The organism is Rhodococcus tibetensis (assembly GCF_024438035.1).
Classification (GTDB): Bacteria; Actinomycetota; Actinomycetes; order Mycobacteriales; family Mycobacteriaceae; genus Rhodococcus_F; species Rhodococcus_F tibetensis.
Genome location: NZ_JANFQF010000005.1, coordinates 245,418 through 260,637, shown reverse-complemented (window position 1 = coordinate 260,637; position 15,220 = coordinate 245,418). Strand labels below are relative to the sequence as shown.

The following is a 15,220-nucleotide window of genomic DNA, read 5'->3' as shown; positions in this document are numbered from 1 at the left end:
TCTCACGCCTTCCAGTCCGAACGCTCGGCCCACTGCCATGCCCGGGGGTAGGCCGTGTCGAACCACGGTGACTTGGCGTCGATGTAGGCGGTGATGGCGTCTGCGTAAGAGCTGTGGCCGGCAGCCTTGCCTGCCGCGCCCTCCTTGATTTCGGCGTACTCGGCGCGAACACCGGGCTCGGCTCGGAGCCAGTCCCGGAACACCAGCGCGAACTGCTGTCCGGGCCATCCGTCGACCCGAAGGTGAATGTTGACAGGCCGGCCCGGATCGGCACCGCCGTGAATCCGCTTGTCCCACAAGGCTGGATCCGTCTCGCCTCCGAGAGAGGACGGCTTGGGGTCGTCCGACGTGATGTGCTCGATCCGAGGGAATCCCGCCTCGGCAAGCGGCTCGGCGAGGTCGTCCGCCGTCGCGAGATCGGCAACGGTGACCTGCAGGTCGATGACGTCTTCCGCCGGCATACCGTCGACCGCCGTTGAACCGATGTGATCGATGCGCACGGCGCGCTCCCCGCACACCAGTCGCAGTCGGGCGATCAACCGGTCGGCCTCCCCCGCCCACCGCGGATTCGGTGCCACGAGTTCAGGCAATGGCCGCACCACCGTGCGGGTACGAATGTTGGCCGCGAAGGGGACGAGCCGCTCCGACCACAGGTCCCTGACCTCGGGTTCGAGCGCGCCTGGCTCCCCACTGTTGTCGAGCCACACATCCGCGGCCGCCCGCCGCTGCTCGTCGGTCGCCTGCGCCGCGATCCGCGCTCGTGCGTCGGCCTCCGGCATTCCCCGGGACCCCACGAGTCTCCGTACCCGTTCCTCCGCGTCGACGAACACGATGACGACCAGGTGGAATGCCGCTCCCATACCGCCCTCGACCAGCAGCGGAATGTCCTGCACCAGCACGGCGTCTTCAGCTGCCGCATCGATGAGTTCCGCGGTGCGCGCTCCGACGAGTGGATGCACGATGGAGTTCAGGGCCAACCTGGACTCCTCGTCGGCGAAAGCGCGTGCCGCCAGCGCGGGGCGGTCGAGCGCCCCGGCATCCGTGAGGATGTCGTTCCCGAAACGCTCCACCAGAGCAGCCAGGCCAGGCGTTCCCGGCTCGACGACCTCACGGGCAATCAGATCTGCATCGACGATTACTGCGCCCAGGTCCGCCATAATCTTCGACACGGTGGACTTGCCGGCTCCAATGCCTCCGGTGAGGCCGATTCTCAACACGTCCCCCAGTGTGGCATCCACCGTGCACTCATTTCACCGACCCCACAGACATCATCGCTCCCAGCGTCAACCCCAGACTCACCGAGCCCAAATACCACAGGACGGCGACGAGGTCGGTTATGTTCAAGCGGACGCCCGACCTGCACCTTCTCGAAGAAGAGGAACGCCATGCGCGAGCAACGCCTTCAGCCCGGTCGGCACCGCCTCGGTATTCCGGGTGGCGTGCATTGCCTCGAGATACCCGAGGTCGCGTTTGCACTCGCTGAGCATCGGCGAACCTGGCTCACCGCATTGATCAGCCAGGGCAAGCACAGCTTCGCGTCGATGCGTAAGCGCTCCGAGGCGCAGGCGACGTCGGGTTACTGGATTCCCGTCACCGCGAACTGAACGAAACAGCCGGCACAGCACGGCTTCCCCTCCACGGCACTGTGGCCCGGCCTTCCGAGAAGGCCGGGCCACAGTCGTATCCGCGGCAGGCACCAACGACGAAGACCCCGCTCCTGCGATCGCAGGAGCGGGGTCTCGTTCTGTGCCTGACGGGTCAGGCGGACCTACTAGGCGTTGCCCGACAGCTTCTCGCGCAGGGCGGCGAGCTGTGCATCGCTGGCGAGCGATCCACCAGCCGACTCGGATGCCGGAGCAGAAGCGGACGACGAAGCGGTGTCGGCGTCGCCTGCACCCGACTCCGAGGAGTAGCCGGCAGCAGCAGTGGCAGCCTCGGCGGCCTCGTCTGCAGCGGTCTTCTCCATCTGAGCTGTGTGCATCTTGTGGCGACGCTCAGCCTCGGCGTAGCGGTTCTCCCACTCTTCACGCTGCTTGTCGAAGCCCTCGAGCCATTCGTTGGTCTCGGGATCGAAGCCCTCGGGGAAGATGTAGTTGCCCTGCTCGTCGTAGCTGTCCGCCATGCCGTACTTCGACGGATCGAACTCGGCGTTGTAGTCCTCGTTGGCCTGCTTCAGCGACAGCGAGATACGACGACGCTCGAGGTCGATGTCGATGACCTTGACGAGCGCATCGTCGCCGACACCGACAACCTGGTCCGGGACCTCGACGTGGCGCTCGGCCAGCTCCGAGATGTGGACGAGGCCTTCGATTCCCTCTTCGACGCGCACGAAGGCACCGAACGGAACCAGCTTGGTGACCTTACCGGGCACGATCTGGCCGATGGCGTGCGTGCGGGCGAACTGACGCCACGGATCTTCCTGGGTGGCCTTGAGCGACAGGGAGACACGCTCGCGGTCGAGATCGACGTCGAGAACCTCGACGGTGACCTCGGTGCCGACCTCGACAACCTCGGAGGGGTGGTCGATGTGCTTCCAGGACAGCTCGGACACGTGCACGAGACCGTCGACGCCGCCCAGGTCCACGAAGGCACCGAAGTTGACGATGGAGGACACGACGCCCTTGCGGACCTGGCCCTTCTGGAGCTGGTGCAGGAACTCGCTGCGAACCTCGGACTGCGTCTGCTCGAGCCATGCGCGGCGCGAGAGGACGACGTTGTTGCGGTTCTTGTCGAGCTCGATGATCTTGGCCTCGATCTCCTTGCCGACGTACGGCTGGAGGTCGCGGACACGGCGCATCTCGACGAGCGAAGCGGGAAGGAAGCCACGCAGGCCGATGTCGAGGATCAAGCCGCCCTTGACGACCTCGATGACGGTGCCCTTGACGGCCTCGTCCTTCTCCTTGAGCTCCTCGATGGTGCCCCAGGCACGCTCGTACTGAGCGCGCTTCTTCGACAGGATCAGTCGGCCTTCCTTGTCCTCCTTGGTGAGGACGAGAGCTTCGACCTCATCGCCCACGGAGACGACCTCGTTGGGGTCGACATCGTGCTTGATGGAGAGCTCACGGGAAGGGATGACGCCTTCGGTCTTGTAACCGATGTCGAGCAGAACCTCGTCGCGGTCGACCTTGACGATGGTGCCTTCGACGATGTCGCCATCGTTGAAGTACTTGATCGTTGCGTCGATGGCGGCGAGGAAGTCCTCGGCGGAGCCGATATCGTTGACGGCTACCTGCGGCGAGGTGACGGTGGTGGAGGGCATATGTTGAGTTGCTCCGGACGGGTTGTGGTCGGTTGATGGTGTTCTGTCGGACAAAGCACGAGAACAGTGAAACGACACCTGACCGGAACCGAACAGAAACTCGAACCGTACCCAATCGGATGTCGCGCACGTAGACACTCGCGTGCAATAGGCTACGCGCCCCTGGGCAAGCTGGGCAAACCCGGGTCCGTTCCCACGCTCTAGTCTGTTGCGCATGCCCGAATCTCGTCCGACACATACCACCCACCCCCCCGAAGACGACCGCCACGGCACCGCCAACAGTGTCCTCGGAACCGCCGGGGTCAGCCGCGTCCGCGTCGATTCCGAGTCGAGCGAACGCGCAAGCCGGGCTTGGTGGGACGCCGACGCCGACGACTATCACCGCACCCACGGCGAGTTCCTCGGAGTGGACGCGACGGACGGTGAATTCGTGTGGTGTCCGGAGGGTCTGCACGAGGGCGATCACCGCCTGCTGGGCGACGTCGAGGGGAAGGACGTCCTCGAGGTCGGCTGCGGCTCGGCGCCCTGCGCGCGGTGGCTGGCCGGCCAAGGGGCGCGGGCCGTGGGGCTGGACATCTCCAGGGCGATGCTCGACCGCGGCGTCGAGGCCATGCGGGCGGGAGGACCGGTGGTGCCGCTGATTCATGCAGGTGCCGAACATCTCCCCTTTGCGGACTCGAGCTTCGACCTGGCATGTTCGGCTTTTGGTGCAGTTCCGTTCGTGGCCGATTCTGCAGCAGTGATGCGCGAGGTGGCCAGGATCCTCAGACCGGGCGGGCTGTGGGTGTTTGCCGTCAACCACCCGATTCGCTGGATATTCCCCGACGATCCGGGGCCGCGCGGTCTCACCGCGACGCTCCCCTACTTCGACCGCACGCCCTACGTGGAGGTGGACTCGGCGGGCGTGCCGACCTACGTGGAACACCACCGCACCATTGGTGACCGGGTTCGCGAGATCGTCGCGGCCGGGCTCGAGGTGCGCGACATCATCGAACCCGAATGGCCCGAGTGGCTCGACCGGGAGTGGGGCCAATGGAGCCCGCTGCGTGGCCAGCTCTTCCCTGGCACCGCCATCTTCAGTTGCCGTAAGCCTCTTGTCGACACGCGATAGTCGACAAGTCAGAGGGCGCGGGCAACCGGAACCACACGTTGATCGGCCGTGGTCAGCCGCCGCAGCGTGCCGAGACCCGTCACCACGACGGCGATCACGACGCCGGCCAGGATGACGTACATCAGGGCGAGCTGAGCGAACACCGCCTCCATGGGGTGTCCACGCCCGCAAGGATCAGACCGGTCATCGCACCGGGCAGGAACACGATGCCCAGAGCTGCCGTCTGCTCCACCTGGGAGGAAATCGCGGTTCGCGGCGCCGACCTCAGCTGCCGGTCGAACGCGCGCCGGGGCGTCATCCCGAGGGCAAGTCCGGCTTCGATCTCCGCCCGGTGGTCGGCCACCGCGATCACATCAACCCCGAGACCGCCAGGGCCCACCGACACGACGATCGGCGTTGTCAGCGAAAGACGTTGCTGCGCAGACAGTCCGATAGCGACGGCGACTCCGAGTAGTCGCCGGGAGCGCCGGCACAGTGGATCCTCCCCCGCTCGAGAGCCACGAGGTGACCGGCTAGGCGCCGCATCTGCGCGAGATCATGGGTGACCCAGAGAATCGGCATCCTGTCCTTCGCCAGTCGCAGCACCAGCGACTCGAGTTGCGCCGAAGACTCCGCGTCGAGGGCGGCCGTCGGTTCGTCCGCGAGCAGGGGGCGACTGTCCGCGAAACCGAGACCCCCGTATCTGGGGACTCCAGAATGTTGCAGCATCGCAGCAGCGTCGACTTCCCCGCTCCCGACCGCCCCACCACCACGGTGATTCCCGCATCCGGAATTGTCACGTCGATGTCGTGAAGCACTCGGGTACCGCCCCTGCTCGACATCGACACGAACTCGAAGAGGGCCCGCTCGCTCACAGCAACTTCGACAAGAACGCCTTGGTGCGGTCGTGCTGCGGATTGGCCAGCAGTTCGCGCGGCTCCCCCGACTCGACCACGACGCCGGCGTCCATGAACACCAGTTGATCGGCCACCTCACGGGCGAAACCCATCTCGTGGGTGACCACGACCATGGTCATGCCCCCTGCCGCAAGGTCTTTCATGACGGTGAGGACTTCACCGACCAGTTCCGGGTCGAGCGCCGACGTGGGCTCGTCGAACAACATCAGCTTCGGATCCATCGCGAGAGCCCGGGCGATGGCGACGCGTTGTTGCTGACCACCTGACAGTTGGGCGGGGTATGCGTCAGCCTTCTCGCTCAGCCCGACCTGGGCGAGCAGTTCACGTCCGCGCTCGACGGCCTTCTTCTTGTTCAGCCGCTTGACCTGCGTAGGCGCTTCGATGATGTTTTCGAGCGCTGTCCGGTGCGGGAAGAGATTGAAGTGCTGGAAGACCATGCCGATGTCGCGCCGCTGCCTCGCCGCCGCACGGGGATGCAGTTCGTACAGCTTGCCACCCCGCTCCGAGTATCCGACGAGTTCGCCGTCGACGTAGAGCCGCCCGGCGTTGACCTGCTCGAGGTGGTTGATGCAGCGCAGAAACGTCGACTTCCCGGACCCCGACGGACCGACCAGGCACAGCACCTGCCCGCGGCCGATCTCGAGTGAGATGCCCTTGAGTACTTTCAGCGCACCGAAGTTCTTGCAGACCTGATCCGCCTTGACCATCGGCGTCATTTTCGTTCCCCTCCGGGTGTATCGGGCAGCGTCTCGGGGGCGGGCTCGATCACCAGCGGCTTTCCCTGCGCGTCGGCGAGGGCCTGCAACTGCCGGGCGGTGAGCTTACGCGTGGCGCCCTTCGAGTAGTACCGCTCGAGATAGAACTGCCCGATCATCAGGAGACTCGTGATCGCGAGATACCAGGTGGCCGCAACCATCAGCAGCGGAATCGGCTGAAAGTTGGCACCCGAGATGTCTCTGGCACGGCCGTACAGTTCGAGGCTGTACGGGACCGCGGTGACCAGCGAAGTGGTTTTCAGCATGCTGATCAGTTCGTTGCCCGTGGGCGGGATGATGACCCGCATGGCCTGCGGCAGCACTGTCCGTCGCATCGTCTGCGACCACGTCATGCCCAGCGCCACCGACGCCTCGGTCTGCCCCTCGGCGACCGAGTTGACACCGGCCCGGACGATCTCGGCCATGTATGCGGCCTCGTTGAGGCCCAGGCCGATCACCGCGAACAGGAACGCCGCATTGATCCCCTGTAGGTCGATGTGCACGAACTGGTGCACGAAGGGGATGCCCAGGTCGAGTTGCTTGTAGATGGACGGGAACAGGCCCCAGAACACCAACTGGACGTACACCGGGGTGCCGCGGAATATCCACAGGTAACCCCACGACGACGCTTTGAGTACCGGGTTCGGCGACAACCTCATGACGGCGAGCAGGACGCCCAGGACGATGGCGATGGTCATCGACAGAATTGTCAGCTGAATCGTGTTCCACGCCGCGGCGGAAATCCGCGCGTCGAACAGGTAGCGAACATAGATGTCCCAGCGGTACGCCTCGTTGGTGCGGGCACCGTTGACGAACAGCGCGAGCAGCAATCCGACGACGAGCGCGGCAATCCAGCGCCCGGGACGTCGCAGCGGAATCGCTTTGATCGGCTCGGGGTCCGAACCCGTCGCGGTCGTGGATCCGCCCGGCACCTTTTCCAGATCAGACACTCGTCAACCGCTCAGCTCGTGGCGCCGTTGATCTGCGACGTCGTGATGACGCCTGCCTCGACACCCCAGTTCTCCGCGATCTTCTGATATGTGCCGTCGTCGATCAGGTGCTGCATCGCCTTCTGGAGCACCGGTCCGAGGGGTGATCCCTTGGCGACGGGCCAGCCGTAGGGCGCAGCGTCGAAGACCTCGCCTGCCGCCTCGATCTTGCCGTCGCTCTGCTTGATCGCGTAGGCGGTGACGGGCGAGTCCGCGGACATGGCGTCGACCTTGCCGAGGGCAACCGCGTTGGCGGCGTCGTCCTGACTGTCGAACTTCACGATCTCGATTGCCGGCTTACCGGCCGCTACGCACGCTGCACTCTTTGCGGGTACTTCCTCGAGATCTTCGATGGTGGTGGTTTGCACCCCGACCCGCAGACCGCACGCATTGTTGGGGTCGACACTCTTGCCGACTGGCTGCGCCCACTGCACACCCGCGCTGAAGTAGGTGACGAAATCAACGGACTGCTCGCGTTCCTTGGTGTCCGTGAACGACGACATGCCCATGTCGTAGCTGCCGGCCTGGATCGACGGAATGATCTTGTCGAAGTCTGCCTCGGTGTATTCCGGGGTGACCCCGAGCACCTTGCCGACGGCGTCGACCAGGTCGACGTCGAAGCCGACGATCTTGCCGCTCGGGTCCTTGAACTCGTTGGGCGAGTACGGAATGTTGACGCCGACGACGATCTTGCCCGACGACGCGATCTTCTCCGGCACCTCGGCCGCAATGGCATCCACCTTCTCGACTTCCACAGTGGTCGCAGCGGCGCCCGAAGGGGAACCGCCACCTTCTGTGTTGCTGGCACAGCCGGCGAGGAGCAGCGCGCTGCTTCCCGCCAGTGCACAGATGGTTCGGGCCACGCGCCGACGCGTGAAGACGGATCGACCAGACACTGGCATGTCCTCCAAGAAAATCGTATTGCACCGAGCGAGCTACGGCGACGGAGAACTCGCGAACTCCGAATAGTCGAACGGTAGGTTACGGCACCCGCATCTGCAGGCGTCGTTACCGAACATTAACGGCCCGCCCCCTGCCGTGACGGCGCTTTCACCGACGCAAGGTGCGGGCGAGGACGGTCTCCGTGAATTCGCTGGTCGACGCGAGTCCACCCAGGTCAGCGGTGGCGACTCCGGACGCGATCGTCGATCGGACCGCTTCCCGGAGCCGGGTCGCGGCACCGATGAGGTGCCGGTCCGCTCGGCGCTCACCGAGTAGGTCGAGCATCATCGCGGCCGACAGCATCAGCGCGGTGGGATTCGCCCGGTTGCGGCCTGCGATGTCGGGCGCCGCACCGTGGGCGGCCTGCGCCATGACCTGCGTGTCGGAACTGTTGATCGACGGCGCGGTGCCGAGCGAGCCGGACAGCTCGCCCGTGAGATCCGACAGGATGTCCCCGAACATGTTCTCCGCCACCACGACATCGAAGTCACGCCCCCGGCGCACCAGGTGGGCGGTCATCGCGTCCACGTGCTCGTCGTCGATCTGCACGTCCGGATAGTGACGCACACCCACGTCCCGGCAGACGTCGCGGAAAAGCCCCGTCGTCATCGACAGCACGTTGGCCTTGTGCACGATCGTCACGTGCCGTCGCCGGGTCCGCGCGAGCGTGAACGCGGTGTGCGCGATGCGTTCGCAGGCCCTTCTGGTGACGACACCGACCGCGAGTGCCACATCAGGTGTGGGCATGAACTCGCCGCTGCCGGCGAACATGTTCCGATCCGCGTACAACCCCTCGGTGTTCTCCCGGACGATCACCAGATCCATGTCCGGCACCATCGAGGCGACGCCTTCCAGCGAACGGGCCGGGCGGATGTTGGCGAACAAGTCGAACTTCTTGCGGATGACACCGCCCGGAGTCAGCTGTCCCCGGAACGGTTCCGGATACGACGCGCTGTCGTGCGGGCCGAGGATCCACGCGTCGAGCTCCGTCAAGGCTGCCAGGGTGGAGTCCGGCATCGGCGTGCCATGGGATTCGATCGCGCCGAGCCCGAGTGGCAGCGTGACCCAGTCGACATCGGCCCCAGCGGCGGTGACGGCCGCGGTCACCACACGCTGTGTTGCGGGAACGATCTCGTGACCGATGCCGTCACCGAGAACTACTCCGATGCGTTTGTCCGAGTTGTTTGCCGTTGGACCACCCATGAGGCCATCATTGCCTACCATGGTCCAGTCGGTGGAGCTGCTGTTCGACGAGGCGACCGACAACGCCGTGCGCGCCGAGTGGAAGCTTCTCTGGGACGCCGGCCTGCCCAGCCGCACACGCGTTCGCGCACTGTCGAATCGGCCGCACGTGACATTGTTCGTCGCACGCCACATCCCGCCCGAGATCGACGAGCTTCTAGGGCGCCAGCTCCCCACCCCGTCGTTCCACGTCCGGCTGGGCGGACTCGTCATGTTCGGCGGCAGGCACGTCACGTTGTCGCGTCTGGTCGTGCCGTCCAAGGCTCTGTTGTCGCTACACCGGTCCGTGTTCGATCTCGCAGAGCACGCCACCGAGGTGACTCCACACATCCGTCCGGGTGAATGGACTCCCCACGTGACTCTTGCACGGCGCCTGCCCGCGGATCAGATCGCCGACGCGGTCCGACTACTCGACGGCGGTGACATCATCGGCCGCGCCTCGGTGGTCCGCCGATGGGACGGAGATGCCAAGCGGGAGTGGACCGTGACGGCTCCGCCCTGATCACGGCGGAGCCGCCGCCACACCCTTGTCCGCTCCGCGCGTCGACCGCTGTGTGACGACGATTCCAGCGACCACGGCCAGGGCGCCGAGCGGCTGGTTCCACGCGATGTGCTCCTCGAGTGCCACGGCACCGAGGACGACTCCGACGACCGGGGTCAGATAGGTGACGGTCGAGGCCGCGGTGGGCCCCCACCCACGCACGACGTTGGTGTTCCACACGAACGCCAGCCCCGTCCCGACTGCGCCGAGCCCCACCATGGACAGAACAATGGCGGGTGTCAGATGCATCGGCGTACTCGCCACCCAGGGCGTCGCGACGAGTAGGGCCACCGCGGCGATCGAGACCTGCATGAACGCGATGGTGGATGTGCCGACTCCACGCGGCAGCACGAAGCGTCGGAGATAGACCAGGGCGACGCCGTAGGACGCGGTCGCCCCGAGGCAGGCGAGCTGCGCGGGCACGCTGCCCACGATCCCCGACTGCCACGGCGCCAGAACCACGACCACACCGGAGAACCCGAGAAGCAGCCCGAACAGTTTCGCGTCGGTCAATCTCTCACCTGGCAGGAACGCGAGGGCTACCAACATCGTCATCAACGGCGTCGTCGCGTTGTAGATGCTCGCCAGCCCGGAGCCGATGCTCAGCTCGGCCCAGCTGAACAGCAACCACGGCAGCAGGCACTGCGTCACTGCCAGGACGGACAGGTGCGCCCAGGTCGCGAGTTCCCGCGGCAACCGCGTGCGCGTGATGCCCAGTACCGCACCCAGTGTCACTGCACCGAAGATCAACCGCCACAGCACGACCTGGGTGAACGAGAGGCCTTCCAGCCCGATTTTGATGAACAGGAAGCTGGCACCCCAGGCGAGTGCCGCGCCCGCGTACTGAACCGCCAGATTCGCCCTCAAAACCGGAAGTCCCCGTGCTGGGTGACTTCGTTGTGCGTATCAGGTGTGCGGTCGGCGAGCGCCAAGGCGGTCAGTGCCAGGAACACGAGGAGAACCACGACCAGGATTGTCATACCTCCAGCCTTGCGCCGGCAGGTTCCGAGGAATAGTGGCAGAAACGTCATAGTTCGACATATTTCTGCCATACTGGTTCGGTGTTGAAAAAGGTCGTGGTACCGCTCATGCCGCTTACCGAAGCCTTCGAACTCGGCGTCGCCTGTGAGGTGTTCGGATTCGACAGATCCGACGACGGACTACCCACCTACGACTTCTCCCTCGTGGCCGGCGTTCCCCAGCCGATCCGCACACGATTCGGCTATGGCATCGACGTCCCGTACGAACTCGATCGGCTCGACGACGCGGATCTCATCATCGTTCCCGCCGGCGGAACCTACGCGGAATCGGACGGATCGTACGTCTGCGCGAAGGAGCCAGACCCGTGCATGGACCCGCTGCTCCACAAACTTCGCCGCGCCGTCGATCGCGGCGCGAAAGTCGCCAGTTTGTGCAACGGCGCTTTCGTTCTCGGTGCCGCGGGCCTTCTCGACGGCCGCCGCTGCACCACACACTGGCGCCACGCCCAGCGCCTCGCCGAACAGCATCCTGGTGCCACCGTCGATCCGAATGTCCTCTATGTCGACGACGACCCCGTGCTGACGAGCGCGGGAACCGCGGCCGGCATCGATTTGTGCCTGCACATCGTGCGTAAGGAACAGGGCAGCAGTGTGGCCAACGGTATCGCCCGGCGCATGGTGGTCCCGCCGCACCGCGACGGCGGTCAGGCACAGTACGTCGCGATGCCGTTGCCGTCGACGTCGATCGACACCCTCGGGCCGGTGCTGGACTGGATGACCGAACACCTCGCCCTCGACCTCTCCGTAACGGCCGTCGCAGCGAAGGCCAACATGTCGCCGCGCACGTTCGCGCGGCGATTTCAGGCCGAGACCGGCACCACTCCGGCGCGGTGGCTCAGCGATCAGCGCGTGCTCGCAGCGCAACACCTACTCGAAGATTCTGATCTGTCGGTCGACGTCATCGCCGAGCGCGTCGGCTTCGGCGGCGGTGCAGTGTTGCGCCAGCACTTCCTCCGCCTGCGCCACACCACCCCACAGGCCTACCGGCGCACGTTCCGGGACACCGAGCGCGTCGGTTGAGGCGCAGGGAAGAATCGGTGCCGCTCCCGCGTTGTAGAGGCACGACAGTTCCCGAACGAAAGGACCCTCGTGGCCACCACGACCCTGACACAACAAAATTTCGATGAGACCGTGACCGGCAACGATGTGGTGCTCGTCGACTTCTGGGCGTCCTGGTGCGGCCCGTGCCGCAGCTTCGCGCCCACGTTCGAGAAGTCCTCGGAGCAGCACCCCGACGTGGTGCACGCGAAGGTCGACACCGAGGCCGAACAGGGAATCGCGGCGGCCGCGAACATCCGCTCGATCCCGACCATCATGGCGTTCCGGGAGGGCGTCCTCGTCTTCAATCAGCCCGGTGCTCTTCCGCCGGCGGCACTCGAAGATCTGGTTACGCAGGTCAAGGCCCTCGACATGGACGAGGTGCGTAAGCAGATCGCCGAGCAGACGCCGGCCGAATAACGCGAAGGACGCCGTCGCCGCGAGCCCGGTGATGCTCAGTGGGCGGCGGCATCCCAGCTGCGTCCGGTGCCGACCGACACGTCGAGCGGCACCGACAGCGCGATGGCCGAGGACATCTTGTCGCGGACCAGCTGCTCCACCCGCTCCCGCTCCGCCTCGACCACCTCGAGTACCAGTTCGTCGTGGACTTGCAGCAGCATCCGCGACTTCAGCCCTGCCTCGCGCAATGACCGCTGGACGTTGATCATCGCGACCTTGATGATGTCGGCTGCCGTCCCCTGAATCGGTGCGTTGAGCGCGGCCCGTTCCGCCACCTCACGCCGTTGACGGTTGTCGCTGGTGAGGTCGGGCAAGTAACGCCGACGGCCGTACAGCGTCGACGTGAACCCATCCTTGCGCGCCTGCTCGACCACTGCGTGCAGGTAGTCGCGGACCCCGCCGAATCGCGCGAAGTACGCCTCCATCTGCGACTTCGCCTCTTCGGTCGAAATCTTCAGCTGAGCGGCGAGACCGAAAGCGCTCAGCCCGTACGCCAGGCCGTACGACATCGCCTTGACGCGCCGGCGCAATTCCGGGGTGACCTCCTCGATCGGCACGCCGAAGGCTCGCGCGCCGACGAAGCTGTGCAGGTCTTCGCCCGTGTTGAAAGCCTCGATCAGACCTTCGTCGCCCGAGACGTGGGCCATGATCCGCATTTCGATCTGGCTGTAGTCGGCCGTGAGAAGCGTGTCGAAACCCTCGCCGACCACGAACCCGTCGCGGATCTGCCGGCCGGCGTCGTTGCGGACGGGGATGTTCTGCAGGTTCGGCTCGGTGGACGACAATCGGCCGGTGGCCGCCACGGTCTGGTTGAACGTGGTGTGAATGCGCCCGTCCTCGGCCACCGTCTTGAGCAGCCCGTCGACCGTGACCTTCAGCCGCGTAGCGTCGCGATGAGCCAGCAGATGCTCGAGGAAGGGGTGCGACGTCTTCTCGAAGAGATTCTGCAGTGCCTCGGCGTCGGTGGTGTATCCCGTCTTGGTCTTCTTCGTTTTAGGCATCTCCAACTCATCGAACAGCACCACCTGCAGCTGCTTCGGCGATCCGAGATTGATCTGCTTGCCGATGACGCCGTACGCCGCCTCCGCCGCCTCCGACACCTCGGCTGCGAAACGGCTCTGCAGGTCGTTGAGGTGGTCACAGTCGACGGCGATGCCGGCGGCTTCGGTGTCGGCCAGTACTTCGAGCAGTGGTAGTTCCATCTCGGACAGCAGGGCCGTCGATTCGATGTCCTCGAGTTCGGTGTCGAGTGCTGCGGCCAGATCCAATACGGCCCTGGCACTGAGAATTTCCGCCTCAGCAGCCTCCGCATCTACCTGGTCGACGTCGTCGAGCAACGAAAGCTGTTCCTGTCCGGTCTCTTCCACGCGCAGTTCACGGCGCAGGTACCGCAGCGACAGGTCGTCCAGGTTGAAGGTGCGCTGACCGGGCCGGACCAGGTAGGCCGCCAAGGCGGTGTCGCTGGTGAGCCCGCCGAGCACCCAGCCGCGTCCGCGCAGGGCATGCATCGCCCATTTCGCCTCGTGCAAGGCTTTCGGCTGCTCCGCGTCGGCGAGCCAGGTGCCGAGCGCCTTCTCGTCCTCCGGGGTTGCGGCGACCGTCGTGATGTACGCGCCTTCCCCGTCCGGGGCGGCGATCGCGATGGCAGTCACATCTCCCCCGTACGGGGTGCGGGTGCCGACCACGGACACACCCGACCGTTCACCGCTCGATGCGTGAGCAGCCAGCCAGTCTGCGACCGCGCCTGGCTCCAGCGCCCCACCGCGAACCTCGAAGCCTTCATCTGCCTCGGCTTCCACGGGCGCCAGCGTGGCGAACAGCCGATCCCGCAGAACCTTGAACTCGAGGTCGTCGAACAGCGCGTGGATCTTCTCGCGGTCCCACTGCGCCAGAATCAGCTGGTCGGGGGTGTACGGAAGGGGGACGTCCCGCACCATCTCGGTGAGTTCGCGGTTGAGCAGGACGTTGGGAAGATTGGCACGCAGCGCGTCACCGACCTTGCCGCGCACCTGGTCGACGTTGTCGACCAGGCCCACCAGATCCCCGTACTCGCGGATCCATTTGGTAGCCGTCTTCTCGCCCACCCCGGGGATGCCGGGCAGGTTGTCGCTCGGGTCGCCGCGCAGGGCGGCGAAGTCGGGGTACTGCGCCGGAGTCAGCCCGTACTTCTCCTCCACCGCGGCCGGTGTGAACCGGGTCAGATCCGACACGCCCTTCTTCGGGTAGAGCACGGTGACCCCGTCGCTGACCAACTGGAGAGAGTCGCGGTCGCCCGTCACCACAAGGACCCGGTAGCCGAGCGCCTCGGCCTGGGTGGTGAGCGTGGCGATGATGTCGTCTGCCTCGAACCCCTCTTCGGCCATCACCGGGATACCGAGAGCACCCAGGACGTCCTTGGTGATCTCGACCTGCCCCTTGAACTCGTCGGGAGCCTTGCTGCGGTTCGCTTTGTATTCGGGGAACTTCTCGGCCCGAAATGTCTGCCGCGACACATCGAAGGCGGCGCCCACATGGGTGGGCTGTTCGTCCCGCAGCAGATTGATCAGCATCGACGTGAACCCGTAGACCGCGTTGGTGACCTGCCCGCTGTGAGTCTTGAAGTTCTCGGCGGGCAGGGCGTAGAACGCACGGAAGGCCAGCGAATGGCCGTCGAGCAGCATCAGGGTAGGGCGAGTCTCGTCCGGCGCGGCCGTGACGGACGCAAGGGACGTAGTGGACCGGGGTGTGGTTGCGGGGCTCACGGTTGCCCAGTCTAGGGAGCGGATCCGACACCGATCAGCCGGACGGTTCGAAACTCAACCGAAACGCGCCGGAAATCGTAGAACCCGATTTCGCGCGACTGGACCCGTTAGAGTCCGGAAATCGCAGCCCGGGCGGAAAGACGGGCCCGACGCTGCACGACCTGACCGAACTACACGTCCTCGGAGGACCTGCGTGGCCCCAACCGT

At 65.6% G+C, this 15,220-nt stretch carries 16 protein-coding genes and 1 pseudogene; 5 read left to right on the top strand and 12 right to left on the bottom strand.

Annotated features, from left to right (window positions below; genetic code table 11):
• Nucleotides 1-2: 2 nt before the first annotated feature.
• Nucleotides 3-1,217: a dephospho-CoA kinase gene (coaE, locus tag NOF53_RS08255; protein ID WP_255967244.1), complete on the bottom strand. Its 1,215-nt coding sequence runs from the start codon at nt 1,215-1,217 to the stop codon at nt 3-5.
• Nucleotides 1,218-1,385: 168 nt separating this feature from the next.
• On the opposite strand from coaE, the gene NOF53_RS08250 reads away from it, so the two are divergent.
• Nucleotides 1,386-1,604 (top strand): hypothetical protein, encoded by a 219-nt coding sequence (locus NOF53_RS08250; RefSeq protein ID WP_255967138.1) that lies wholly within the window; start codon nt 1,386-1,388, stop codon nt 1,602-1,604.
• Between the two features lie 167 nt (nt 1,605-1,771).
• Here NOF53_RS08250 and rpsA read toward each other — a convergent pair whose 3' ends face one another.
• A complete protein-coding gene (gene rpsA, locus NOF53_RS08245; RefSeq protein WP_109329412.1) occupies nt 1,772-3,259 on the bottom strand; it encodes a 30S ribosomal protein S1 in 1,488 nt (495 codons plus the stop codon).
• Between the two features lie 214 nt (nt 3,260-3,473).
• Between rpsA and NOF53_RS08240 the strand changes: the two genes are divergently transcribed.
• Nucleotides 3,474-4,370: a class I SAM-dependent methyltransferase gene (locus tag NOF53_RS08240; protein WP_255967134.1), complete on the top strand. Its 897-nt coding sequence runs from the start codon at nt 3,474-3,476 to the stop codon at nt 4,368-4,370.
• An 8-nt stretch (nt 4,371-4,378) separates the two neighbouring features.
• Here the strand turns inward: NOF53_RS08240 and NOF53_RS08235 are convergent, their stop codons facing one another.
• The 8 genes and pseudogenes from NOF53_RS08235 to NOF53_RS08200 form a co-directional block, all read right to left on the bottom strand.
• On the bottom strand, nt 4,379-4,522 hold the full coding sequence (locus NOF53_RS08235) for a hypothetical protein (RefSeq protein ID WP_255967132.1): 144 nt from the start codon (nt 4,520-4,522) through the stop codon (nt 4,379-4,381).
• Nucleotides 4,492-4,755 carry an ABC transporter permease gene (locus NOF53_RS08230; RefSeq protein WP_255967131.1) on the bottom strand — a complete coding sequence of 88 codons (264 nt, stop codon included), beginning with the start codon at nt 4,753-4,755 and terminating at the stop codon, nt 4,492-4,494. Before NOF53_RS08230 ends, NOF53_RS08235 begins: the two co-directional genes overlap by 31 nt.
• A gap of 14 nt (nt 4,756-4,769) precedes the next feature.
• On the bottom strand, nt 4,770-5,078 hold the full coding sequence (locus NOF53_RS08225; RefSeq protein ID WP_255967251.1) for a P-loop NTPase family protein: 309 nt from the start codon (nt 5,076-5,078) through the stop codon (nt 4,770-4,772).
• A gap of 23 nt (nt 5,079-5,101) precedes the next feature.
• Nucleotides 5,102-5,191 (bottom strand): annotated as a pseudogene (locus NOF53_RS08220) (ABC transporter ATP-binding protein); the annotation flags it as partial.
• Nucleotides 5,192-5,220: 29 nt separating this feature from the next.
• Nucleotides 5,221-5,982, bottom strand: a complete 762-nt coding sequence (locus NOF53_RS08215) for an amino acid ABC transporter ATP-binding protein (protein WP_305086608.1) — start codon at nt 5,980-5,982, stop codon at nt 5,221-5,223.
• Complete coding sequence (locus tag NOF53_RS08210) at nt 5,979-6,962, bottom strand: amino acid ABC transporter permease (RefSeq protein WP_255967241.1); 984 nt, start codon at nt 6,960-6,962, stop codon at nt 5,979-5,981. The genes NOF53_RS08215 and NOF53_RS08210 overlap by 4 nt, the downstream gene beginning before the upstream one ends.
• A gap of 20 nt (nt 6,963-6,982) precedes the next feature.
• Nucleotides 6,983-7,912, bottom strand: coding sequence for an ABC transporter substrate-binding protein (locus NOF53_RS08205; protein ID WP_255967129.1), 930 nt, complete (start codon nt 7,910-7,912; stop codon nt 6,983-6,985).
• Nucleotides 7,913-8,060: 148 nt separating this feature from the next.
• A complete protein-coding gene (locus NOF53_RS08200; RefSeq protein ID WP_255967127.1) occupies nt 8,061-9,155 on the bottom strand; it encodes an isocitrate/isopropylmalate dehydrogenase family protein in 1,095 nt (364 codons plus the stop codon).
• 19 nt (nt 9,156-9,174) lie between these two features.
• Here NOF53_RS08200 and NOF53_RS08195 point away from each other — a divergent pair, with 19 nt between their 5' ends.
• A complete protein-coding gene (locus NOF53_RS08195) occupies nt 9,175-9,696 on the top strand; it encodes a 2'-5' RNA ligase family protein (RefSeq protein ID WP_255967125.1) in 522 nt (173 codons plus the stop codon).
• On the opposite strand, the gene NOF53_RS08190 is transcribed toward NOF53_RS08195, so the two are convergent.
• Nucleotides 9,697-10,602: a DMT family transporter gene (locus tag NOF53_RS08190; protein WP_255967123.1), complete on the bottom strand. Its 906-nt coding sequence runs from the start codon at nt 10,600-10,602 to the stop codon at nt 9,697-9,699.
• 194 nt (nt 10,603-10,796) lie between these two features.
• Between NOF53_RS08190 and NOF53_RS08185 the strand changes: the two genes are divergently transcribed.
• Entirely contained in the window at nt 10,797-11,795 is a 999-nt protein-coding gene (locus NOF53_RS08185) for a helix-turn-helix domain-containing protein (protein WP_255967121.1), read from the top strand.
• Between the two features lie 69 nt (nt 11,796-11,864).
• Complete coding sequence (trxA, locus tag NOF53_RS08180) at nt 11,865-12,233, top strand: thioredoxin (protein ID WP_255967119.1); 369 nt, start codon at nt 11,865-11,867, stop codon at nt 12,231-12,233.
• 35 nt (nt 12,234-12,268) lie between these two features.
• Here trxA and polA read toward each other — a convergent pair whose 3' ends face one another.
• Nucleotides 12,269-15,013, bottom strand: coding sequence for a DNA polymerase I (gene polA, locus NOF53_RS08175; protein ID WP_255967117.1), 2,745 nt, complete (start codon nt 15,011-15,013; stop codon nt 12,269-12,271).
• Nucleotides 15,014-15,220: the final 207 nt, after the last annotated feature.